The sequence below is a fragment of the Mesorhizobium xinjiangense genome (genome assembly GCF_009749525.1).
GTDB classification, from domain to species: Bacteria; Pseudomonadota; Alphaproteobacteria; order Rhizobiales; family Rhizobiaceae; genus Mangrovimarina; species Mangrovimarina xinjiangensis.
The window spans coordinates 128,714-149,508 of the sequence record NZ_WOAC01000013.1 but is presented as its reverse complement, the minus strand read 5'-3'; the positions used below and the strand labels follow the sequence as shown (position 1 = coordinate 149,508).

The following is a 20,795-nucleotide window of genomic DNA, read 5'->3' as shown; positions in this document are numbered from 1 at the left end:
TGGCTCTCTTTCTTCGATGTCGCTTCTGATCAGGTCGTCACGAGGATCTTCAGTTGCTCGCCCGCGGGATCGAGCAGCGCCTCGAAGCCCTTTTCGACCACATCCTCGGCGCCGATGCGTGCTGTGATGACTTTCTCCACCGGGAAGATGCCGGCTTCGATCATCCGAGCGATGCGCGGCCAGATCTGCGTCGGGTAGCACCAGGTCGCCTCGACAGTGATGTCCTTGAGCGCCCAAAGCATCGCATCGACGTTCGCAGGCTTCATGTGCAGACCCACCTGAACCACCTTTCCTTGGCGGCGGACGGACTGGGCGCAGGCGTTGAGCGATGCCTCCAGGCCCACGCATTCGAGGGCGACGTCGACGCCCACGCCCTCTTCTGTGAAGTCGCCAACGACTTGAGCAAGGTCACCGGAGCCCGGGTCCACGACGTGGGCGTAGGGCGCCATATTGGACATGATGCGGCGGCGGTTAGGGTTCGGTTCGGAAACAATAACCGTCGCGGCACCCGCTGCGCGGACGGCGAGAACCGTGAGCGCGCCTATCGGGCCCGCCCCCGAAACGAGAACGGTGGAACCCGCCTCGACCCCGCCGCGATCCACGCCGTACAGGGCAACCGCCGCGGGCTCGATCATCGCAGCCTGTTCGTCGGTAATGCCGTCGGGCACGAGCTGGGCGTTGTAGTCCTTGACGATCGCCTTCTCGCCCATGCCGCCCCAGGCCCAACTGAGACCCACGCAACCGAGCTGCGGGGACAAATGGTAGAGGCCGCGTTTGCCATAGTAGTCGTGTCGAGGCGAAACGAGCGGCTGGACCGAGACACGATCGCCTGCCGAGACCGAGCTGACTGCGTCTCCCACGGCGAGAACCCTGGCCGAAAACTCGTGTCCGAGTATCTGTGGGTTGGCGGCACCCGTATAGACGTGCGGCTGGACCGGCGTGACAATCGGGCCTGTAACGTATTCGTGAAGATCGGTGCCGCAGATACCGGTGACGATGGGCGCAATAAGGACGTCGTCCGCTGCGATATTGCCCGCTGGTTCCCCCACATCCTCGACACGAATGTCCTTGGCACCGTGAAAACGTACCGCTCTCAAGGACTACCCTCCCTCTTGTCTGCTCCGGCGAGCGCGCTACGCCACCGTGTCCTCCTTGGGGCACGAAACGCGCTCATTTGCCGAAAAGTCGTAGCAAACCAATCCGACCGTCGCGCAGATAATTTCTCCGCTTTGGAGAAATTGCCCGCTACTAACCCGAAGTGGAAACGTAGGATCAAGGGCAGGACAACGGAGGTACGACTCATGGATCGGAAGGTGGACGCAGCTCGCAAGAACGTATTGTCGGGCAGGCGCGCAGGCTGGATTGGGGCAGGCAAGATGGGCGCGCCAATGGCTCTGAACCTTCTGTCCGCGGGCGTCGATCTCGTCGTTACGGAGCCTCGCGAGGACCAGCGAGCATGGCTATCCGACCAAGGTGCGACCGCTGTCGACACCTTGGCGCATCACGCCGAGTCTCCCATCGTCTTCGCGACGCTTCCGAACGACGATGCGCTGCTAGAAGTTGCGCTCGGGCGTCAGGGAAGCGAGGGCGTGTCTCTTTCAGAAATGCTCCGCCCCGGCGCCGTCTTCGTCGAGATGAGCACGGTCTCGCCGCAAGCGTCGGAGACTGTCGCCAAGGCTCTGGCTGCCAAAGCGATTCATTACCTTCGCGCTCCGCTTTCGGGCAGCACGGCGATGGCCGAGCAAGCCTCCCTCACCATTCTCGCCTCGGGTGACGAAACGGCTTGGGACGCCGCCCTACCCTTCCTCAAAGCCGTATCGGCCAAGCAGCTCCTGCTCGGCCTGGGAGAGGAGGCGCGCTACATGAAACTGGTGCTCAACACACTCGTCGGCGCGTCATCCGCGATTCTGGCGGAAGCGCTAAACCTCGGAGAACACGGGGGACTGTCCAGATCGGACATGATGAAGGTGATCTGCGAGAGCGCCGTCGCTTCGCCCCTGTTCAAATACAAGGTCGACGCAGTGGTTTCGGACGACTATTCGTCCGCCTTCTCAGTCGCCCAGATGATGAAGGATTTCACCCTGATCAGCGATGCCGCGCGCCACAAGGAGGTGCCGCTTCTAGTCAACGGCCTAATTCTTGAGCTATACCGCGCGGCAGCGAACGCGGGGCTTAGCGAAGAAGATTTCTTCTCTTTGGTGAAATGGCACCGTAATTTGTAATGACGTAGAGGCAGAAGTGCGACACGCGGAAAAATTGCAGCCACAGGATGTGGAACTCACCAGCCACGAGGTGTCGCGGATTGTAGATTTCCTGCGAAGGCTCCGGCAGCCCTTCGACGAGCGCATGCCCGGGGCCAAACCGGACGTCTATCTCAACATCACGCTCGAGCTCGTGGACGCCCATCTGCGCCTGAACCCGATTGACAAGTCGGGTCTGATCACGCTTGCGGACGTACCCTACAGCACCGGCAACCGCATGATTACGAATATGATCGAGGACGGGCTCATCCGGCAGGTCCCGCGCGGCAACGGGCTCAAGACGCATTTCCTCGAGCCGACGGACGTGCTGCTAGACACCTTCATGACCTATGCCACGCACGTGAAGGCGCATCTCGCAAAAACCTTCGGCCTGAGGAAGGGCACCGAGGCAAACGAATACTATTTCGGTGGCAGCTACTTCGGCTCCAAGATCATCTCGCCCATCCGCGGCGAGGACCTCGAGGAGATGGGCCTCTCCGACATCAAGTTCCTGCTCAACGACGACAACTACTTCGTAGCAATGCGGAACATGTGGTCCGACTTCCGCAATGACTTTGGCCGCAAGAGCAACTTCGACCTTCAGCGCCTGCCCGACCTCTACGCCAATGCGCGGCGGAGTTTTGAGACGAAGGATCCCGCATACGACATCGTGTCGATCAACATGCCGTGGCTCGGCGAGTTCGCCGAGCGGGGCGACCTCGCGCCGCTCGGCGATCTGATCGCGGATGCCGCCATCAACCCGCTCGACTTCCACCCTTCGGTCTGGGGAACGGGGAACTGGAAAGGAACACAGTTCGGAATCCCCCTTTACTGCACGATCGAAATTCTCGCTGCGCGCAAGGATCTGTTCGAGACTCGCGATATGCCCTTCCCCAAGACTTTCGATGAGACCATCGCCGCTGCGCGCGCGTTCCATGACCCTGGCCGCGACTTCTACGGCATCGGGTGGAACGGGCAGCGCGGCATGCCCATCGCGAATTCCTTCATGTTCTTCCTCGCGGCATGCCGGACCACCGTCATCGACATGCCGCTGCACAATCAGGAAAGCTGGAGCTTCGACACGTTTGAGACGCTGAAGCTCCAGATCGACACCGACGACACGCTCGAGGTCATCGAATATATGAAGCAACTCGCCGAGGTGTCGCCACCAGACATCGCCAGCATCGACTGGGATCGGCGCATCCACTACTTCATGTCCGGCCAGACAGCGCTCACCTATTGCTGGACGATGCGCGCCGCCCGCTTTGAGCACGAGCTGAGTTCGAGGGTCGCGCGACGCGTGGCCTATCTTCCGCCCCCCTCGCGCCGAATGCGTCGCGTGTCGGCGCCAGTCGGCGGTTTCCTGATGACGATCCCGGCTTACGTCGACCCCGAGCGCCAGCGGCACATCATGAGTGCGATCGCCTGGATGGTTTCACCCGAGGCGATGAAGGCGCATGTAAAAAACGGTTTTCCCGTCGCACCGCGCTTCTCCGTCTGCGCCGATCCCGAGGCCTTGGCCTCCTCGCCCATCGTCAGCATGGTCGACCGGATGGCGCGCAGGAGCGAACTGGTGACATGGGCCCGGCCGCCTGTGCCGCAGTTCAACCTGATCGAACGGACGCTGGGCGAGGAAATTCACGACGCCGTTTTCGTAGGCAAGGCACCACAGCAGGCGCTGCGGGATGCGGAGAACCGTATCCTGAAAACGTTGAAATCGGCGCAGCGTTAGCAGCCTTCAGCGGCTGCAAATGTAACTGACCCAGCCGACCTCACGCTGCCACCTCGTGCAGGGCGGCTCCTAACCTTCACCCGAACTCCCCCTCCCGCAGGCGTACCTCCCAGGGGTCGATGCTTTAGCTAGCGCCCAACGCTGACGCGTAGTGTGGGGAGAGCGGCCGGAGTGCTTGCGCACCGCCTCGAATACTTGCGGTCACGCGAATAGGCAGCGGGAACTGAATCAAGGCAGGTTCTTGGTCGGTACCCGTGCCGGGCAGCGGCCATAGGCGCCGCACGGAAAGGCCGGACATTTTGACCACCACCACCTCTCCTGCCATCGCAAATCTTGGCCCGATGGGCCCGTTCCAAATGTTGTGTTAGTCGAGCCCGAGCTTCTTCTTCAACTCGGCATTCTCCTTGCGCAAACGCTCGGCCAGCTGCTTCTTCAGCCGGGCATTTTCTTCCTCGAGCGCGAGGAGGTCCTTCAGGTCGTCGCCCTTTGGTAATGACGCCGCAGCTTTCTTCCATTGGTAATAGGTCTGCTCCGAAATACCGGCCTGCTTTGTTGCTTTCTTGACACTGTCACCGCGACCGATCGATTTCTCGATCTGGCCAAGCTTTTGTGCGCGCTCCTTCTCGGAGTAGATCTTGCGGGGCGCCGTGGCGCGCGCAGGAGGGACGGAAGCCGAGGCAACCGCCTTGGCAGCTTCCTTTGCAGTTGACCGCTTTGGTTTTGCTCTTGCCGCTCTTTTGGGTCGTGGCGCCAGCATCTTTGTTTCGGTTGAATCAGCTTTCGCAGGCGCATCTGTCGTCGCTTGTGCTGCTTCAGCTTCCTGGGGGTCGGGCATGGAATGCTCCACTCGCTGTTTATTGCTATCTTCAGCATCAATGGGGGCCAGATCAGAGTCAATAAGCTGAGGACTCTGCAGCTCCATCGCGTCGGCCTCCCTGGTAGCCTCGGCAGCCATGGCGGAGAGGTCGAGGTCACCCCAGATTGAGCGGTTCCATTTGGAATTGCCCCGCTTGTGTTTGACCTCCACGACAAATGGCCTGATCTGACGCTTCATAGTCCATCCTAGATGAGAAACAGCCCCTGCAATTCGCCGCTGACCCGTGGAAAGAGCCGGCGTTCGGGCGCTCGATTGTTTCGCCGAGCTTTATCGGATGAAACCGCCCTCGCGCAAGCCGCATTCAGACCAGTTTTGATTCGCTATCTGGTGCAATTTGCCTGGCGCAGCTGACGCTGCCGATGGAGACCGGTTCAGGCAGGGCGCCATACCGCGCTCACGGCTATAACTTGTGCATCATCGATCGCGGGACGGCATGCATGTGCTCCCTGGGTCGTGCCCCGAACTGCTGACGGCACGAATGCTGCCACCCACACAAAGTGAGGAAGATCCGTTAACGCTCAATCTGGCTGCCTGGCTCCCGGCATGTTCCCGGATCACCCCCGCAAAGGGCCGCTGCCGCCATGCTTCAAAGTGGTGAAAACGCCAGCGGCCGAAGGATCACATGGCTTTCTGCTGCGAGTGGCGAGGATGGAACCGGATTCTCGTCACGCCCGAGCAGCGTCACGGTCCGATCGTCGCTCCCGGAAAGCGGGAGCCACTCCGCAACCGCCGCTTCGTGCGTAGTGCCAGTCAGCAGGACGGCGCACGCCCCGGCTAATAGTTGCGATCCGGCCAGCCGCGCCGGCCGGACTTCCCGGCGCTGCGCCAGCGCGGCGTCGTAGGCCGGCGACGATCGCCTGATTTGTAGAAACCGATTTTCCTGCGCCTCGACCATAGGGAAGGCTTTGGGAATGAAGCCCGCGGTCCAACCTTCTTCCCGCGCCAGCGCGGTGCGCGCCTTTTCCCTTTCGGCCCAGTCGGCATAGGCCCACAGATGATGGATAGCATTCAACATGCCCGTCTCGGCGAGCCAGTAGCCCATTAGCGGCAGGTACCGCGTGACGAGCGGGAGACCTTCGTCAGCTAGCAGCGTGAGATAGGCGTTGGCCGCGCCAGGTTTCAGCCTGTAGGTGCGCCATTCGTGGATCATCTGTACCTCCGTGTGCGCACTCTGCCATTCGCCGGAAGGCGAGAAAATGGACCGCCCGCGACAATCATTGGACGATTGGTCGAAATGTGGTTTTCCGGCCTCAAGAGTCACTCCGCCGAGCGCCGCGCCTGCTTGCGGAACGCCCCCGGCGAGATGCCGACGCGATGCGCGAAGAAGCGGTTGAAATAGGCAGGATCGTCAAACCCGATCATATGGGCGATCTGTGCGATGCCGCTCCCGCTGTAGACGAGATAGCGCTTGGCTTCGATCACGATGCGTTCGTGTAGCAGGTCAGACGCGGTCTTGCCCGTCCGACTCTTGCAAGCGGCGTTGAGCCTCGCCCGCGTTACCGCGAGGGTATCGGCATAGAAGCGGAGGCTTCGCTGCTCCCTGAAATTGCTCTCCAGCAGCGCCCGGTAACGCACGAGCAGATCGTAGTCTCGGGTCGGAGCGCCGCTCGCATCGTCGCGGGTAATGCTCAAACGAAGGATCATCACGAGTATGCGCATCCATTGGGCCATGATCACCTTGCGCCGACCCGGGGCCGACCAGATGAACTCGCGATGCAGCCAGGCGAAGGTCTCTTCCACCGCAGTCAGGTTGAGACCGGTTCCCGTAAGCGGGTAGACGGCCGGTCGGGCCGCTGCCGAGTCGAGGCGAGGATCTCCGGCCGCCGCCGTCTTCAGACATCCCAGGGCAGAGGTAACGACGAAGCCATCCGTCCCTGTGTGAAAGTCGATTTGATGGACGATGCCGGCCGGGATCACCATTACCGCGGGCGGGTCGATCGAGTTGGCCTGGTCCTCCATCCTGATGACTCCACCCCCTTCGCGAACCAGCAGCACCTGCGTGTGGTCGGGATGCGAGTGAGGACGGATTCTCCAATCATTTGCGCCGCTTCGTTCGCGGATTGCTTCGATGTGGAGGAAATCGAGCTCAACATCAACGCCCTGATCTCCATAGAGATAATAGCGCGGGATCGGCTCATCAAGCGCGTCTGCCATCCTGGCTCTTCCCCTTGCCTATGGAACCACTCGGCACCGATTGTGCAAGAATTGGGAGCGATCGTCCATTGGTTGCCGGACCAGTTCGCAATTAACATCGGCGTGGATAAGCCCGATATGGGAGGAGCATATGGACGAGCGCCACTGTGACGTTCTGGTGATCGGTTCGGGTGCCGGTGGCCTGGCCACGGCTGTCACCGCCAGGAAGCACGGGCTCTCGGTGATCGTCATCGAGAAGGAGTCGGTCTATGGCGGCACGACAGCCTTTTCCGGCGGTGTGCTGTGGGTGCCAGGCAATCGCCATGGCAAGGCGAACAACCCATCGGATTCGCGGGCGGCGGCGCGCGCCTATATGCAGGCGGAGACCGGCAACTGGTTCGACGCAGCCGCAGTCGACGCCTATCTCGATGCCGGCCCGGCGATGCTCGACTGGTTCGAGCGCGAGACTGCGGTGAAGTTCGTACCAACCCTCTACCCCGACTATCACCCGACTGTTGAAGGTGGGGTGGATGTCGGCCGCTCGGTGCTGGCTGCGCCGTTCGATACAAGTGTCCTGGGCGGCAATCTGAAGCGGCTGCGCCCGCCGCTCTCGACTATCACCTTCATGGGGATGATGTTCAATTCGTCAAATGCAGACATCAAGCACTTTTTCAGTGCGACCAGGTCGCTTGTCTCATTCTCATACGTGATGAAGCGTCTCATCGCCCATGCTGGCGAGGTGGTCCGCCATGGGCGCGGCGTACAGGTGACGAGCGGCAACGCGCTGGCGGCGCGGCTGGCCAAGAGCTGCTTTGATCTCGGTATCGACATTCTCACCGACACGCCGGCGCTCAAACTGATCCGAGAAGGCGGCCGTATCGTCGGTGTCGAGACGGGCGGAGCGACACCCGGCCGCATCATGGCGACGAAAGGCGTGGTGCTCGCCTGCGGCGGCTATGCCAACGATCTCGTCCGGCGCGCAAGCGTCTATGCGCATCTGAAGGCAGGCGGCGCACAATATTCGCCTGTGCCTGAGGGCAATACCGGCGACGGCATACGGCTCGGCGAGGAGGTAGGCGGCGCGTTCGACGCCGAGTTTCCTCAACCCGCGGCATGGATGCCGGTGAGCCGCGTGCCGGGCCAAGGCATCTTTCCGCATCTGCTCGACCGCTACAAGCCTGGCATGATCGCAGTGCTGTCCGATGGACGCCGCTTCACGAACGAAAGCGAAAGCTATCACGATGTCGGCGCGGCGATGATCGCGTCGGGCGAGGCTTCGGCCTGGCTGATCTGCGACAGCCGCACGATCCGCAAGTATGGGCTGGGCCACGCCAAGCCGGCACCGATGCCGCGGTGGCTTTGGACACGGACAGGCTATCTCAAGACCGGGCGCACGCTTGCCAATCTAGCGGATGCCTGCGGTATTGATCGCCGCGGATTGGAGGCCACGGTCGAGGCGTTCAACCGGGGCGCTCGGCAGGGCCGCGACGAGCAGTTTCATCGCGGCGAGACCTCCTTCAACCGCTATCTCGCCGACCCCGACCATAAGCCCAATCCGACGGTCGCGCCCATCGAGAAGGGCCCGTACTACGCGGTCAGGATGGAAATGGGCGACCTCGGCACCTTCGATGGTCTTAAGACGACGGTGCCGGGCGAGGTACTCGACCGGCAGAACCGGGTCATTCCCGGCCTGTTCGCCGTCGGAAACGACCGCGCCTCGATCATGGGCGGCAATTATCCCGGCGCGGGCATCACGCTCGGTCCCGCGATGACGTTCGGCTGGATCACCGGCCGCTATCTGGCCGGGATCGCGCCCGGCGCAACAGGGGAGAAGGCCGCATGAACTGGCTCGGACTTGAGGGAAAGACCGCCGTGGTCACAGGTGCGGGCGGCGGTATCGGTCAAGCGATCTGCGCTGGGCTGGCCGGCGAGGGAGTGCGGGTCGTGTTGCTCGACCGCGACACCGAGCGCGCCGAGGAGCAGGCGGCTTCGCTCGGCGGTAATGCCTTCGCGCTGCGCTGCGATCTGGCGAAACCCGACGAGGTTGCCGAATCTGCTGCCCACGTGGAGGCTGAAGGCGGGGCTGACATACTGGTCAATTCCGCCGCGATCCTGCGTCCCGGCACACTAGACACGCTTTCGGAAGCTGACTGGTCGGCGATGCTGGCAGTGAACTTGACCGGCTACCTCACTGCCTCGCAGACCTTCGGCCGCGGCATGCTCGCGCGCGGGCGCGGTGCCATCGTCCATGTAGCCTCGATCTCCGGCGGCCAGCCGCAGCCCGCCAGTGGTGCCTATTCCGCGTCCAAGGCGGCGACGGTGATGCTGTCGCGGCAACTCGCCTATGAGTGGGGCCCGCGTGGGGTACGGTCCAACTGCGTCAGTCCCGGTCTCGTGATGACGCCGATGTCAGCCTCGTTCTATGCCGACCCAGACATCAAGGCGAAGCGGGAATCCATGGTGCCGCTGAGACGCATCGCGACGCCGCAGGACATGGCAGACGTCACGCTCTTCCTCGCATCGGATCGTGCGTCCTACGTGACGGGGCAGGATATCGTGGTGGATGGCGGTCTTTCGCAGAGCCTGATGGCGCAGGTGCCAAGGCCCGGCTATGCGTGAGGCGCTGGTCACGGGAGGGGCCGACGGCATCGGCCTCGCCATCGCCCGGGCGCTCGCCAGCTCTGGCCATCGCGTGACGATTGCCGATCTCGAGGCCGACAAGGCTGTCAGCCGCGCGGCCGAACTGGGTGAAGCGCATCGCGGCATCGCTTGCGATGTTACCATTGAGTCCCTGGTTGTCGCGGCGGCATCGCGCGCTCCCTTCGACATCTTGGTGAACAATGCCGGGATCGGTGACAGCCATCTGCCAACGCTCGAGCAGGGCCTTGACGCCTTCCGCCGTGTGCTGGACGTGCATTTGGCCGGTACTTTCCTGATGACGAGAGAGGTGGGGCGCGGCATGGTCGGGCGCCGCCGGGGCGCAATCGTCAATTTATCCTCGATCGCAGGGTTGACCGGCCTCCCGAAGCGCAACGCATACGGTGCGGCCAAGGCTGGCATCGTAGCGATGACGAGGGCGATGGCTTGCGAATGGGCCGGCGCCGGTGTTCGGGTTAATGCCGTGGCGCCGGCGTTCGTGGAAACCGCGCTGGTGAAGAAGCTTGCGGATGCCGGCCGGATCGACCTGACGACGCTGCGTCGCCGAACGCCGATCGGGCGGTTGATCGCAACGCAAGAAGTGGCGGCGGCAGTGGCGTTCCTGTGCTCGGACGCCGCCAGTGGCATCACCGGGGCGGTGCTGCCGGTCGACGGCGGATGGACCGCATTCGGCGACTTCGGAGATGCATCCAAGGGTTGACAACCCCAGAACGGGCGAAGGTCGGGTGCCGTGAGGCGGCCCGACCTTCGCAGTGCGGCGCTCGGGAGGTTCAGGCCGCGTCATCGATATGGCCACCCAGGAAAAGCTGGCCGACGCGCGGGTCCGCAAGCAACTCGTCGGCCTTGTCATGCATGCGCGTCTGGCCTAGCTCAAGCACCAGCCCGAAGTCGGAGATCGCTAGCGCGGCCTTGGCGTTCTGTTCCACCATCAGGATGGTCACTCCCTGGTCGCGCAGGCGGATGAGCGTCTGAAACACTTCCTGCACAAGGTTGGGCGACAGACCGATCGATGGCTCGTCGATCAGCATCAGTTTGGGGTCGAGCAGGAGTGCACGTGCCACCTCCATCTGCTTCTGCTGGCCGCCAGAAAGCTCAATCGCCTTCTGATTGCGCCGCTCGCGCAACATGGGAAATTGCTCCATCACCTCATCGATTCGCCGTCGAACCGTCGCCTGGTCTTTCGATGTGATGCCGCCTAGTTCGAGATTGTGAAAGACCGAAAGCTGCGGCACCACATTGCGACCCTGCGGCACATAGGTGACGCCGCGCGCGATCATTTCCGCAGGCTTACGGCCCGTCACATCTTCGCCTTCCAGAAGTATCTGCCCGGAATGAATATTGAGCAGGCCGAACACAGCCTTGAACACCGTGGACTTGCCGGCACCATTAGGGCCGATAACTGTGGTGATCGACGCCTTCGGGATCTCGAAACTTGTACCGTTCAGGATGGTGATACGGCCGTAGCCACCAGCCACATTCTTCAATTCCAACATGTCAGCCTCCAAGATAGGCGTCGATGACCGTCTGGTTCGACCGAACCTCCTCCGGTGTCCCTTCAGCGATCAGCTCGCCCTCGGCGAGCACGATAATGCGTGTGCAGAGCGACATCACGAATTCCATATTGTGCTCGATCACCACGAATGTAGTGCCGTGCTCGCGGTTGTAGGTCATCAGCCGATCCTTCAGATGCGTCAGCATCGTCAGGTTCACGCCACCAGCCGGCTCATCGAGCAGCACGATGCCCGGCCCCGCCATGAAGGCCATTGCTGCGTCGACCAGTTTCTGCTGGCCGTAGGAGAGCGAGCCCGCCTCGGTGTCCCGATAAGGTGTAAGACGAAAGAACTCGATCAACTGCTCCGCCTTCTTCGTCAGGCCCGCGTCACCGGGACCGAACAGACGTGAAAGCATCGAACCCTCGTGTTCCTGGCCGGACAGCAGCACATTGTCGAGCACGGTCATCTTCGGAAACACCGAGAGTTGCTGGAAGGTGCGGCCGACCCCCATCAGCGACAGATCCGCCGGGCGCACGCCGTCGGTTGGCCGGCCATCGATCTCACAATGTCCTGCCGAAGGCTTGAGCTGGCCAAGGATGCAGTTGAACAGCGTCGATTTGCCGGATCCGTTCGGGCCGATCAGGCCGAGAATTTCACCTCTTTTCACGTCGAAGCTTACATTACTTACGGCATGGATACCGCCGAACTGCTTCGAAATGTTGTGAACTGATAGGATCGTTTCCGTCACAGCTGGACCCCCTGTTTCAGGTCGTGGCGGGCTTGCTGTTTCGGCCTGAATTTGTCGAACAGCTTTTGGCCCAAGCCTATCAGGCCGCCCGGCGAGTAGGCCATCAGCACGATGACAAGCGCCGAGTAGATGATGAGATAATAGCCTTCAGTAAAGCGCAGAACCTCCGGCAGAAGGATGACGACTGCGGCACCCAGCATCGGGCCGAAGAAGAAGCCGGAGCCGCCAACAACGACCATAAGAAGCAACTTGAGCGAATGGATCAGCCCAAAGCTGTGCGGCTCGATGAACTGGACCAGCGGCGCCTGGATCGCTCCGGCGAGACCGCCAAAGGCGGAACCGATGGCGAATGCCAGGAGCGTCTGGCGACGCACCTTGAGCCCAAGACTTTCGGCCCGGATCGGGTTCTCGCGCAATGCCATGAAGGCCCTGCCCCATGGCGAGCGCAAAATCCACCACATGACGCCGGCCGCACACACGAAGCAGACGAGCGTGAAATAGTAGAACTGGAGATTGCCGCCGGTGGATAGTCCGAAGATATCTGGACGCGGCATGCCGACGAGACCCAATGAGCCACCGGTCATCTCTTCTTCATTCCGCAGAACCAGAAACAGTAGCGTGTTGAAGGCCAGCGTCACGAAAGCAAGGAAATGATGTTGCACCCGCAGAGCCGGATAGCCGAGCATCAAGCCGACCAGGAAGCAGGATGAGATCGCCAGGACCGCTGCGAAGATCCAGTGGATCCCGGCCAGTGTCATCAAAGCAGTGACATATGCGCCAATGCCCATGAACCCTGCCTGGGCCAGCGAAACCTGACCGGCATAGCCCAAGGTCAGATTCAGACCCATGGCAGCGATGGAAAACAGCAGCCAGGAATTCAGCGTGTAGATGATGTAGTTGCCCTGTCCGATCGGCGCGACGAACAGCGCGACAAGGCCGACAGCGAGCAGCAGAAGCTTGAAAGGGTTCATACCGAGCGGCCCTCCGAGGTGCCCAGTAGGCCTTGCGGGCGCACCAGGATGATGATGATGAGCAATATCAGTGGCATTGCTGAGCGGTACTGGGCAGAGATGTAGACAGCGGAAAGATTGTCTATGACGCCGATAAGCAATCCGCCCACGAGTGCACCGCGGATCTGGTTGAACCCCCCGACGATGGCGGCAATGAAAGCGACCAAGCCAAGCGTTTCGCCGTTGGAAAATTTCGCCAGATAGATCGGTGAGATCAGCACCGAGGCGACGGTGGCGAGCGCGGCATTGATGAGGAAGGTGTACAACACCATCCGCTTGACGTTGACGCCAAGTATTTCGGCCACGTTCGGGTTTTGGGCCGTTGCCTGCATGCAGCGGCCGGTGCGGGTCCGACCGAGGAACAGCTGAAGGCCGACAATGGCGAGCATCGAGACCGTGAGGTTGCCGATATCTTGCAGCGAGATGCTGGCGCCGGCGACATTGTAGACCGTCTGGGGAAAGATCGCGGGGAACGGCTGGGCCGTCGCGCCGTAGAATTCCTTGACGCTCTCCTTCAATAGCACGCCGAGTGCGATCGTGGCGATGACGAGCGGCAGCGTGCCATGCGGCAGCATCGGCTCCACGACCAGCTTCTTGAACATCAGACCGAGGACAATCAGAGAAAGCACCAGCGCAAATGCAATCGAGGTCCATAGAGGCAGGCCGAGGACCGTCATTCCGACAAGCACAAAGAAGGCCGGGAGCATGACAAACTCACCCTGCGCGAAATTGATCGTCTGGGAGGCCTGCCAGAGCAGCGTGAATCCAACCGCCGCGAGGGCGTAGATCGAGCCGGCGGCAAGGCCAGAAAGAATGAGCTGTAGGAACTCGGCCATGAGCATCCCCGTTGTGAAGCTGGCGTCGTCAGAAAATACATGCCGACCGGCACCCTCGAGGCCAGTCGGCATGTAAGTGATGAAACTCAGTTTGGCGGCAGGATCGCCTTCACGGTCTGCTTGCCATTCTCGACCTCGACGAAGAAGCTCTCGCGCGACATTTCGCCAGTTTCGTCCCAGGTGGCGTCCATCAGCACGCCCGGGCACTCATCGGTCGTCAGGGTGAGGCCGTGCATCTTGTCGGCAATGGCCTGACTGTCGGTGCTGCCAACCATCTCAGTCACACACTTGATCGTCCACGCCGCCGTGTAGCCCTTGATGGCATTGTGGTCGGGCGTGTAGTTGTACTTTGCCTTGAAGCGGTCCACCATCTCGGTGATCGCCGGGATACCCGCATCTGCGGTGAGCCCGACATGGCCCATGGCTCCGCTGGCGGCATCGCCCGCCAGTTGGATCACCTTCGCGCCGATCAGGGTGGTCTCGCCGACCAGCGGGAGCCCGATGGACTGCTTCTGGGCCTCGCGCAGGAAGCGGGCGCTTTCCTCTTCCGTCAGGTAGACGAACACGGCGTCCGCGCCGGAATTCTTGGCCTTTAGCACGTCAGCCGAGAAATCGGTCTGGGCCTGCTCCGTCGGCAGGTCGGCAACAATCTCAATGCCATAGTTCCTTGCCTCATCCATGAAGGCGCCATAGCCGCCCTTGCCGAACTCGGTATTCGCCCAGACAATGGCGACCTTCTTCACGCCCATCTCTTCGGCCATATACTTGACCACCTTCGGCATGCCCTTCTGCGCTCCGAACGTTGTGCGGAAGATGTAGGGATTGCCTTTCTGTGTGATCGAGGGCGCCTCAGAGCCGGTGAACTGCGGGATGCCCGCTTGCTGTGCGACCAGCATGTTCACCACCGTCGAGGACGAGAACACGGTGCCGGTGATTACATAGACACCATCGTCGATGGCCTTTTGCACCATGGCGCGGCTGACTTGCGGATCGGTCTGGCTATCATATTCGGACAACTGGACCTGTTCACCAAGAACACCACCAGCGGCATTTATTTCCTCGAAGCCCATCTTCACGCCGTCATGGAAATTTGTGCCGGCGGCTGCGCCGGGACCCGAAAGCTCAATGATCGAGCCAACCTTCACCTCCCCCAACGCCGGTATCGCCGACAAGACGAGCGCAACAGCCGTCGCTCCCAAGAATGTGCGCAACATAGTTTCCTCCCTTTGTACCCGGATCTACATCAACCACCTCCATGGCTATCCGGACGCCACGGAAAGCTGATTCGCTTCAACCCTACGGGCAGCTCGACACGGATGCCGCAGCCACTCCCGCTGACTGACTATCCTGCATGCACGAAACCTGCCGTAACGACGAGTGCCGATATGCCGGACTGCGTAACCTGATGTTAATCAGGCTTCGATCGTCCTCCCTCCCATGAGCAGCTCGGCCAGCAAGATGGCCTGCGCATTGAACATCCCCGATCCAGGCATCGTCCGGCAACCGGCTGACCTTGCGGCTGCAATCAGGGGAGGAATGGCAGGTCGCGTGACCACGTCGGCGACAAACTGGTCCGCGGTCAGCAGTTCCGTCCGGACCGGCAACGGGTCACTCTCACGCATGCCCAACGGCGTGGCGTTGGCCACAAGGGCAAATCCTCGCGGATCGGTGCCGCCGACGCGAACCCGGCCAGGGAAAGCGGCGTCAAGCCGATAGATGAGGGCATCGCGTCGCGCTGCATCGATATCATGCAGCGCAAGTTCCTTGGCACCGCGAGACAGTATCTCGTATGCAATAGCCGACCCCGCGCCACCACCACCGATCAGAAGCGCCGCCTTGCCGGCAACGTCGAAGCCTTCCGCTGCGATGCCGTCCATGTACCCCTGCCCATCTGTCGCATCGCCGATCCATTCGTCACCCTCGCGAATCATGATATTGACAGCTCCGGCTGCCCCGGCGCGCGCCGTGACCCGGGCGCAGGCTTCGAGACAAGGTCCCTTGTGCGGCACCGTCACGACGATGCCGCCACAGTTTCGCACGGCATGCGTCTGGGCGAGCCAACCCGAAAGGGCTTCCGGCAGCACATGCACCGGCACCACGATGCCGTTGAAGTTGCGCTCTGTCATAATCTGGCTGAGGGAAGCGGGTGATTTTACCTGTCCGATCGGATGGCCCACAATGGGAAAGATCATCGTCTCCCCGTCGATCCTGAGCGCCGCTGTCATGCATTCCTCCCCATGGCTGCCGGTTCTTGTGAACATGGCCGGATATTGCTGAAACAATCATGCGGCGGTCCTGCGCAAAATAGACAATGGGCTCCAATCGTTGGACTATTCGACACCCGCTGCCTCCCGGAGTACGGCGAGAGAGAGCGCGATCCCCTCTTCGATGGCGGTCGCTGAATGATCGCCCAGCACGGCGGGCACGGGATCGGACGTCAGTTCGGCGGGAATGCGCAGGGGCTCTCCTTCGACGGTGATACCGTTCCAGTCGGTCTGGCGCGCCAGCTCAGCGAGAAATTCGTCCATCTCGCGGGTGTCGCCCGCCATGGTCAGAGCCTCGGCCCCGCAGAGCCGATGATCGATCGCAGCAGCCAGCAGCCGCGCCACATCGCCAACATGGACGAACCCCACCCGTCCAGAGAAACGGATGGTGGCCGACTCGCGCCGCAGCGATGCACCAATGGCGATCGACGGTCCCGCAGCGATGCCGGAACTGACGCCTGGTCCGTAGACAATATAGGGCCGCAGTCCAAGACTCGGCACCTTGTGGTCCAGCCAGAAGGAGCGGGCCACGCCTTCCACCGCCAGCTTGGTGGTTCCGTAGATGGTCATCGGCTTCGGGTGCACCGCATCCTGTGGACCGAACACGCCCGCGGTGCTGAGATAGGCGATTGGCAGGCCGCCTGGCCGAGCGGCCTCAAACACATTGATGCTGCCGAGCAGATTGACCCGTGCACCGAGCAGCGGATCACGGGCACAGTCGACCGTCATCAACCCGGCAAGATGCACGATGCCACTGCAACCTTCAGTTGCGCGGACCACCGCACCGGCATCCGTGACGTCGCCTGAGACAATCTCGACGCTGCGCGGCAGCACATCCTCGCGCGGCTTGAGATCGAATACACGCACTTCATGACCCGCCGCCAGCAGCGCAGCGACGGTGGGAGGGCCGACGAACCCGGTACCCCCGGTGACGAGAACCCGGCTCATGCCGCATGCCTCCCACGAGCAGCGCGAGATCGCGCAGCCGCATCGCGCGCGGCGATAGCTCCAAAAACGATCGCCGGACCAACGGTGATGCCCGGTCCAGGATAGACCCCGCCCATAATCGACTGAAGGTCATTGCCACAGGCGTAGAGCCCCTCGATCACGGAACCGTCGCGGCGCAGCAGTCGCGCGTTTTCATCGCCGACCAGACCCATCGCCGATCCAATATCGCCCGGCCAAAGCTTGACCGCATAATATGGAGCTGTTTCCAGCTTTCCGAGCGTCGGGTTCGGTCCGTGAACGGGATCCCCATTGGCCCTCTCGTAGACTGTGGTACCGCGCTGAAAATCCTTGTCTACACCGGTTGTCGCATAGCGGTTCATGCGAGCGACCGAATCTTTGAGCCCTTCCGCGTCGATGCCGAGCTTTGCAGCTAGAATATCGAGCGTCACACCCTCCGTCAGATAGCCATCAGCGAGGAACGACTTGATGTCGCCGCCGCCGGGACGAATCATGCCCATCCCGTACTTGGCCAAGGCGGTTGCATCGGCAATCAGATACGCAGGAATGTGCGAACCATCCACGTCGGCAGCAAACTGGGAGGCGCCGAAAAGGTGGTAGCTGGTCGACTCGTTCACGAAGCGACGACCGTCCCGTCCGACAGAGATGATTCCCGGCTTGGAGCGATCGAACACGAAGTGCGGGAAGACGGCGACCGTACCATCTTTGCGACGGCGGTGCGAACAGGGTGCCCAGAAACACGGTTGAACCCCTTCATCGGAGTGATACGCACCGAGGTTAAAGGCCAGATCGTGCAGCGCACCGGTGTGACCGGGCGCCGAGGGACTGAACTCGGGAGCCGGCTGCGGAAGCTTTTCCTGACGCATCCGCGGATGTCGAGCAAACCCGCCGGTGGCGAGCACGATGCCACCAACAACCGCGATCTCCCGCTCGGTCTCTCCCTGGCGTAGCGTCAGGCCGCCAACGGAATTCCCCTCTGCGCGAAGTGCAATGGTTTCTGCCTGCGTCACGATATCGACACCGAGCCGCTGGGCGCTGGCCAGCATCCGTCCGATCAGGGCATTGCCCATCAACAGGCGGGAATCACGCCCGTGGCGCAGGCGCGCAAGATAGTATTTACCAATGAGACGCGCCGAATAGGCTGTCGACTTCAACGATTTGCCGATCTTCATCAGATGCGGGATGTCGTCGCGGTCGACCATCATCCCGCCGAGTACGGTAAACTCGGGAATTGGCGGGCGAATCAACTTCAGCGCTTCTCCCAATCCCGCCGCCTCGAACGGTTCAGGCTCGAGCGCGCGTCCGCAGGACGTCGCGCCTTCCAGTTCGTAAAGGTAATCGGGATGGAAAGGACGCGGCCGGAATTTCACCTCCGTGCGTTGCTCCAATTCCTCCACGACGCCCGCCCCCGCGTCAAGGAATGCGGCCCGCATCGCGCGCGGCGATCGGTTGCCGACCGCACGGTCAAGGTAACGGGATACCTTCTCGAAGCTGTCTTCGGCGTCGACCGTCGCTGCGTGATGGGTGAGCGGGATCCAGGTGGTGGCAGCGGAATAGGCCGAGGTACCGCCGAGATATTCGGTGCGCTCCACCAGAAGGACGCGCGCGCCGTCCAGCGCGGCAAACACTGCAGCCGACATGCCGCCCGCGCCGGAACCTAGCACGACGACGTCGTAATCTTTCGAGATGTCGGCCAATACGCGATGCATGCACGCCTCCCGTTTCCGGCTCTTCCCGGCCGGACGGGGCGACTATGGATGAATGTTGAAGTCCTTTCAAGAATAAAAAGCTCTTCCGTTTCTCTCGAAATTCGACTATCCAATCCGCCTGTCCGGGGAGGATGCAGCACATGGTTGAACCCATCGACGTAGCAGTGATCGGTGCCGGCGCTATCGGGCGCACGCATGTCGACACATTGGCGCGCGTCGGCGGGATGCGCCTTTCCGCTTTGGTCGATCCGTCACCTGCCGTAGCCGCTCTGGCTGAATCTACTGGCGTGCCTTGCCTGCCGGACGTGGCGGCGCTCATTTCCTCCGGGCTGGCGCAGGCGGCGATCGTGGCGACGCCGAACGAAACCCACCTGCCAGTGTCGGCAACGCTTCTGCGCGCAGGCCTGCCGGTGCTTCTGGAGAAGCCCGTCGCCGAGAGCTTGGACTCTGCCTTGAAGCTGATCGCCGTTGCCGACGAGACCGGGCTTCCTGTCCTCGTCGGCCATCACCGTCGCCACAACCCCATCGTCCGCGCCGCGCAACAGGCAATCCGCTCCGGTCGGATCGGCGATCTGGTGATCGCCAGTGTCACCTGTTCGCTCGCGAAGCCCGAAAGCTATTTCGACGCGCGGTGGCGGTGCACACCTGGTGTGGGCGGTCCGTTGCTCATCAATCTTGTCCACGAAATAGACCTGCTTCGACACTTCTTCGGGGGAATCGTCAACGTACAGGCGATCGCCTCCAGCATCCGCAGGGGCTTTGCGGTCGAAGACAGCGCCGCCGTCTGCCTGACGTTCGAAAATGGCGGCATCGCAACGCTCGTCATCTCCGACGCGGCGTCAGGTCCCTGGGCCTGGGATCTGTCATCGGGCGAGAACCTCGCGCGGTTTCCGGCCCACAAGACGACGGCGCACCACTATGCCGGCAGCCGGGGCGCGCTGTCGCTGCCTGACCTGACACTCTGGCTGCCAGAGGACGAACCCGACTGGACGCGCGCGCTGCATGCCGAGCAACTGCCGGTCGTTCACGGCGATCCCTACGAGGCGCAACTCGCGCACTTTGCGGACCTCATTCGGGGCAGAGAGATGTTCCCTCACGTGTCACTGCGCGACGCCACTGCCAATCTAATCGTTCTCGACGCGATCCGCGAGGCCGCCGCACGCGGAACCCGGGTGGGGGTTGACCTCTCGCCGCTGCAAGGACTTTCTGGGACCACTTTCAACAATGGAACGATCCCATGAGCAGCGTCCTCGAAAAGTCCCTTGCCATCGTCGAACTTCTCGTCGATCATCCGGCGGGCATGCCCGTCTCCTCAATCGCCGCCGCGATTGACCAGCCGATCTCGGGTGTGCATCGCACGCTGCAGGAACTGGCGCGGCTCGGTTATGTGCGACAAACGCACGCGCAGCGCGACTATGCTCTCACCATCAAGCTGCCGGCCATGGGGCTCGGCTTCTTGGGCCGGGCTGGCATCACGGACGTCGCCCAGCCCGTGCTGGACAGGCTTGCGACCGACAGCGGCGAACTGATCCGCCTTTCCGTCATCGACGGTGACAATCTGATCTGGGTGGCGGTCGCACAGGGTACGACGCGCGGACTGCGTTACGACCCGGGCCAGGAACAGGGCGTGATCGTCCATCTCGCGAGCTCGGCCGGCGGAAAGGCCTGGCTGTCGGTGATGAGCGATGAGGAAGCGTTGGCGCGTGTCTCGGCGCAGGGGCTGATCCGGCAGGCTGAAGAGATCGGTCCGAACGCGCCGCGCAGCCTGACTGTGCTGCTGCAGCATCTGGCAGAGGCCCGCGCGCGTGGCTACGCGGTTGCGGTCGACAGCTACATTCCGGGTATGGCCGCCATGGCGGTGACGGTTCGCTACCACGGCGACGGACCAGTACTGGGTTGCCTCTCGATCGCAGGGCCGGCCGTCAGGATGACCGACGAAAGAATGGCGGAACTGGCGCCGCGCCTCCAGGCCGCTGCGGCGGAGTTGGGCGAGGCGGCCGCCGGTTCACAGTATTTTCAATCAAAAGTGAGGGCTCTGGACCCGTTTCCAGAGGCGGAGCGCGAGCAGGCATGAAGTGCCTGCGGCTCCGGCGCGCGGGAAACCGTGCAGACGCCCTCGGGCAGGAATG

General features: G+C 62.1%; 20 protein-coding genes. 8 read left to right on the top strand and 12 right to left on the bottom strand.

Annotated elements, in window-relative coordinates:
• Window positions 1–29: 29 nt before the first annotated feature.
• Window positions 30–1,097: a 2,3-butanediol dehydrogenase gene (locus tag GM909_RS15025; protein ID WP_157017241.1), complete on the bottom strand. Its 1,068-nt coding sequence runs from the start codon at window positions 1,095–1,097 to the stop codon at window positions 30–32.
• 204 nt (window positions 1,098–1,301) lie between these two features.
• Between GM909_RS15025 and GM909_RS15020 the strand changes: the two genes are divergently transcribed.
• Both GM909_RS15020 and GM909_RS15015 read left to right on the top strand, forming a co-directional pair.
• Window positions 1,302–2,222: an NAD(P)-dependent oxidoreductase gene (locus GM909_RS15020; protein ID WP_157017239.1), complete on the top strand. Its 921-nt coding sequence runs from the start codon at window positions 1,302–1,304 to the stop codon at window positions 2,220–2,222.
• Between the two features lie 16 nt (window positions 2,223–2,238).
• The gene (locus tag GM909_RS15015) at window positions 2,239–3,972 is read left to right on the top strand and encodes an extracellular solute-binding protein (protein ID WP_198174268.1); all 1,734 of its coding nucleotides are present in this window, start codon (window positions 2,239–2,241) and stop codon (window positions 3,970–3,972) included.
• A 364-nt stretch (window positions 3,973–4,336) separates the two neighbouring features.
• Here GM909_RS15015 and GM909_RS15010 read toward each other — a convergent pair whose 3' ends face one another.
• The 3 genes from GM909_RS15010 to GM909_RS15000 form a co-directional block, all read right to left on the bottom strand.
• Window positions 4,337–5,026, bottom strand: a complete 690-nt coding sequence (locus GM909_RS15010) for a transposase (protein ID WP_235911909.1) — start codon at window positions 5,024–5,026, stop codon at window positions 4,337–4,339.
• A 409-nt stretch (window positions 5,027–5,435) separates the two neighbouring features.
• Window positions 5,436–5,999 (bottom strand): NIPSNAP family protein, encoded by a 564-nt coding sequence (locus GM909_RS15005; RefSeq protein WP_157017235.1) that lies wholly within the window; start codon window positions 5,997–5,999, stop codon window positions 5,436–5,438.
• Window positions 6,000–6,106: 107 nt separating this feature from the next.
• Window positions 6,107–7,003: a helix-turn-helix domain-containing protein gene (locus GM909_RS15000; RefSeq protein WP_157017233.1), complete on the bottom strand. Its 897-nt coding sequence runs from the start codon at window positions 7,001–7,003 to the stop codon at window positions 6,107–6,109.
• 130 nt (window positions 7,004–7,133) lie between these two features.
• Here GM909_RS15000 and GM909_RS14995 point away from each other — a divergent pair, with 130 nt between their 5' ends.
• The 3 genes from GM909_RS14995 to GM909_RS14985 are packed head-to-tail and all read left to right on the top strand — an operon-like array spanning window position 7,134 to window position 10,340.
• Window positions 7,134–8,825, top strand: coding sequence for an FAD-dependent oxidoreductase (locus tag GM909_RS14995; protein ID WP_157017231.1), 1,692 nt, complete (start codon window positions 7,134–7,136; stop codon window positions 8,823–8,825).
• Window positions 8,822–9,601 (top strand): SDR family NAD(P)-dependent oxidoreductase, encoded by a 780-nt coding sequence (locus GM909_RS14990; RefSeq protein WP_157017229.1) that lies wholly within the window; start codon window positions 8,822–8,824, stop codon window positions 9,599–9,601. Before GM909_RS14995 ends, GM909_RS14990 begins: the two co-directional genes overlap by 4 nt.
• Window positions 9,594–10,340 carry an SDR family NAD(P)-dependent oxidoreductase gene (locus GM909_RS14985; RefSeq protein WP_157017227.1) on the top strand — a complete coding sequence of 249 codons (747 nt, stop codon included), beginning with the start codon at window positions 9,594–9,596 and terminating at the stop codon, window positions 10,338–10,340. Before GM909_RS14990 ends, GM909_RS14985 begins: the two co-directional genes overlap by 8 nt.
• Window positions 10,341–10,410: 70 nt before the next feature.
• Here GM909_RS14985 and GM909_RS14980 read toward each other — a convergent pair whose 3' ends face one another.
• The 5 genes from GM909_RS14980 to GM909_RS14960 form a co-directional block, all read right to left on the bottom strand.
• A complete protein-coding gene (locus GM909_RS14980; protein ID WP_157017225.1) occupies window positions 10,411–11,133 on the bottom strand; it encodes an ABC transporter ATP-binding protein in 723 nt (240 codons plus the stop codon).
• Window position 11,134: 1 nt separating this feature from the next.
• Window positions 11,135–11,881: an ABC transporter ATP-binding protein gene (locus tag GM909_RS14975; protein ID WP_157017223.1), complete on the bottom strand. Its 747-nt coding sequence runs from the start codon at window positions 11,879–11,881 to the stop codon at window positions 11,135–11,137.
• Window positions 11,878–12,852, bottom strand: coding sequence for a branched-chain amino acid ABC transporter permease (locus tag GM909_RS14970; RefSeq protein WP_157017221.1), 975 nt, complete (start codon window positions 12,850–12,852; stop codon window positions 11,878–11,880). The genes GM909_RS14975 and GM909_RS14970 overlap by 4 nt, the downstream gene beginning before the upstream one ends.
• Entirely contained in the window at window positions 12,849–13,727 is an 879-nt protein-coding gene (locus tag GM909_RS14965) for a branched-chain amino acid ABC transporter permease (RefSeq protein ID WP_157017407.1), read from the bottom strand. The genes GM909_RS14970 and GM909_RS14965 overlap by 4 nt, the downstream gene beginning before the upstream one ends.
• Window positions 13,728–13,813: 86 nt before the next feature.
• Complete coding sequence (locus GM909_RS14960; protein WP_235911920.1) at window positions 13,814–14,872, bottom strand: ABC transporter substrate-binding protein; 1,059 nt, start codon at window positions 14,870–14,872, stop codon at window positions 13,814–13,816.
• On the opposite strand from GM909_RS14960, the gene GM909_RS26055 reads away from it, so the two are divergent.
• Window positions 14,853–15,011, top strand: coding sequence for a hypothetical protein (locus GM909_RS26055; RefSeq protein WP_235911923.1), 159 nt, complete (start codon window positions 14,853–14,855; stop codon window positions 15,009–15,011). The genes GM909_RS14960 and GM909_RS26055 overlap by 20 nt on opposite strands.
• Window positions 15,012–15,139: 128 nt before the next feature.
• On the opposite strand, the gene GM909_RS14955 is transcribed toward GM909_RS26055, so the two are convergent.
• The 3 genes from GM909_RS14955 to GM909_RS14945 form a co-directional block, all read right to left on the bottom strand.
• Entirely contained in the window at window positions 15,140–15,952 is an 813-nt protein-coding gene (locus GM909_RS14955; RefSeq protein WP_157017217.1) for a shikimate dehydrogenase family protein, read from the bottom strand.
• Between the two features lie 105 nt (window positions 15,953–16,057).
• The gene (locus GM909_RS14950; protein ID WP_157017215.1) at window positions 16,058–16,939 is read right to left on the bottom strand and encodes an NAD-dependent epimerase/dehydratase family protein; all 882 of its coding nucleotides are present in this window, start codon (window positions 16,937–16,939) and stop codon (window positions 16,058–16,060) included.
• The gene (locus GM909_RS14945; protein WP_157017213.1) at window positions 16,936–18,666 is read right to left on the bottom strand and encodes an FAD-dependent oxidoreductase; all 1,731 of its coding nucleotides are present in this window, start codon (window positions 18,664–18,666) and stop codon (window positions 16,936–16,938) included. The genes GM909_RS14950 and GM909_RS14945 overlap by 4 nt, the downstream gene beginning before the upstream one ends.
• Before the next feature lie 140 nt (window positions 18,667–18,806).
• Between GM909_RS14945 and GM909_RS14940 the strand changes: the two genes are divergently transcribed.
• Complete coding sequence (locus tag GM909_RS14940; RefSeq protein WP_198174267.1) at window positions 18,807–19,907, top strand: Gfo/Idh/MocA family protein; 1,101 nt, start codon at window positions 18,807–18,809, stop codon at window positions 19,905–19,907.
• On the top strand, window positions 19,904–20,740 hold the full coding sequence (locus GM909_RS14935; protein ID WP_157017209.1) for an IclR family transcriptional regulator: 837 nt from the start codon (window positions 19,904–19,906) through the stop codon (window positions 20,738–20,740). Before GM909_RS14940 ends, GM909_RS14935 begins: the two co-directional genes overlap by 4 nt.
• Window positions 20,741–20,795: the final 55 nt, after the last annotated feature.

What these genes read in the sequence shown, in the direction of transcription:
- GM909_RS15005 (WP_157017235.1), bottom strand. Translation starts at nt 5,999, where the DNA reads ATGATCCACGAATGGCGCACCTACAGGCTGAAACCTGGCGCGGCCAAC.
- GM909_RS14995 (WP_157017231.1), top strand. Translation starts at nt 7,134, where the DNA reads ATGGACGAGCGCCACTGTGACGTTCTGGTGATCGGTTCGGGTGCCGGT.
- GM909_RS14955 (WP_157017217.1), bottom strand. Translation starts at nt 15,952, where the DNA reads ATGACAGCGGCGCTCAGGATCGACGGGGAGACGATGATCTTTCCCATT.
- GM909_RS14970 (WP_157017221.1), bottom strand. Translation starts at nt 12,852, where the DNA reads ATGAACCCTTTCAAGCTTCTGCTGCTCGCTGTCGGCCTTGTCGCGCTG.
- GM909_RS14965 (WP_157017407.1), bottom strand. Translation starts at nt 13,727, where the DNA reads ATGGCCGAGTTCCTACAGCTCATTCTTTCTGGCCTTGCCGCCGGCTCG.
- GM909_RS14980 (WP_157017225.1), bottom strand. Translation starts at nt 11,133, where the DNA reads ATGTTGGAATTGAAGAATGTGGCTGGTGGCTACGGCCGTATCACCATC.
- GM909_RS14940 (WP_198174267.1), top strand. Translation starts at nt 18,807, where the DNA reads ATGGTTGAACCCATCGACGTAGCAGTGATCGGTGCCGGCGCTATCGGG.
- GM909_RS14935 (WP_157017209.1), top strand. Translation starts at nt 19,904, where the DNA reads ATGAGCAGCGTCCTCGAAAAGTCCCTTGCCATCGTCGAACTTCTCGTC.
- GM909_RS14945 (WP_157017213.1), bottom strand. Translation starts at nt 18,666, where the DNA reads ATGCATCGCGTATTGGCCGACATCTCGAAAGATTACGACGTCGTCGTG.
- GM909_RS14990 (WP_157017229.1), top strand. Translation starts at nt 8,822, where the DNA reads ATGAACTGGCTCGGACTTGAGGGAAAGACCGCCGTGGTCACAGGTGCG.
- GM909_RS15000 (WP_157017233.1), bottom strand. Translation starts at nt 7,003, where the DNA reads ATGGCAGACGCGCTTGATGAGCCGATCCCGCGCTATTATCTCTATGGA.
- GM909_RS15010 (WP_235911909.1), bottom strand. Translation starts at nt 5,026, where the DNA reads ATGAAGCGTCAGATCAGGCCATTTGTCGTGGAGGTCAAACACAAGCGG.
- GM909_RS14950 (WP_157017215.1), bottom strand. Translation starts at nt 16,939, where the DNA reads ATGAGCCGGGTTCTCGTCACCGGGGGTACCGGGTTCGTCGGCCCTCCC.
- GM909_RS14985 (WP_157017227.1), top strand. Translation starts at nt 9,594, where the DNA reads ATGCGTGAGGCGCTGGTCACGGGAGGGGCCGACGGCATCGGCCTCGCC.
- GM909_RS26055 (WP_235911923.1), top strand. Translation starts at nt 14,853, where the DNA reads ATGATCGAGCCAACCTTCACCTCCCCCAACGCCGGTATCGCCGACAAG.
- GM909_RS15020 (WP_157017239.1), top strand. Translation starts at nt 1,302, where the DNA reads ATGGATCGGAAGGTGGACGCAGCTCGCAAGAACGTATTGTCGGGCAGG.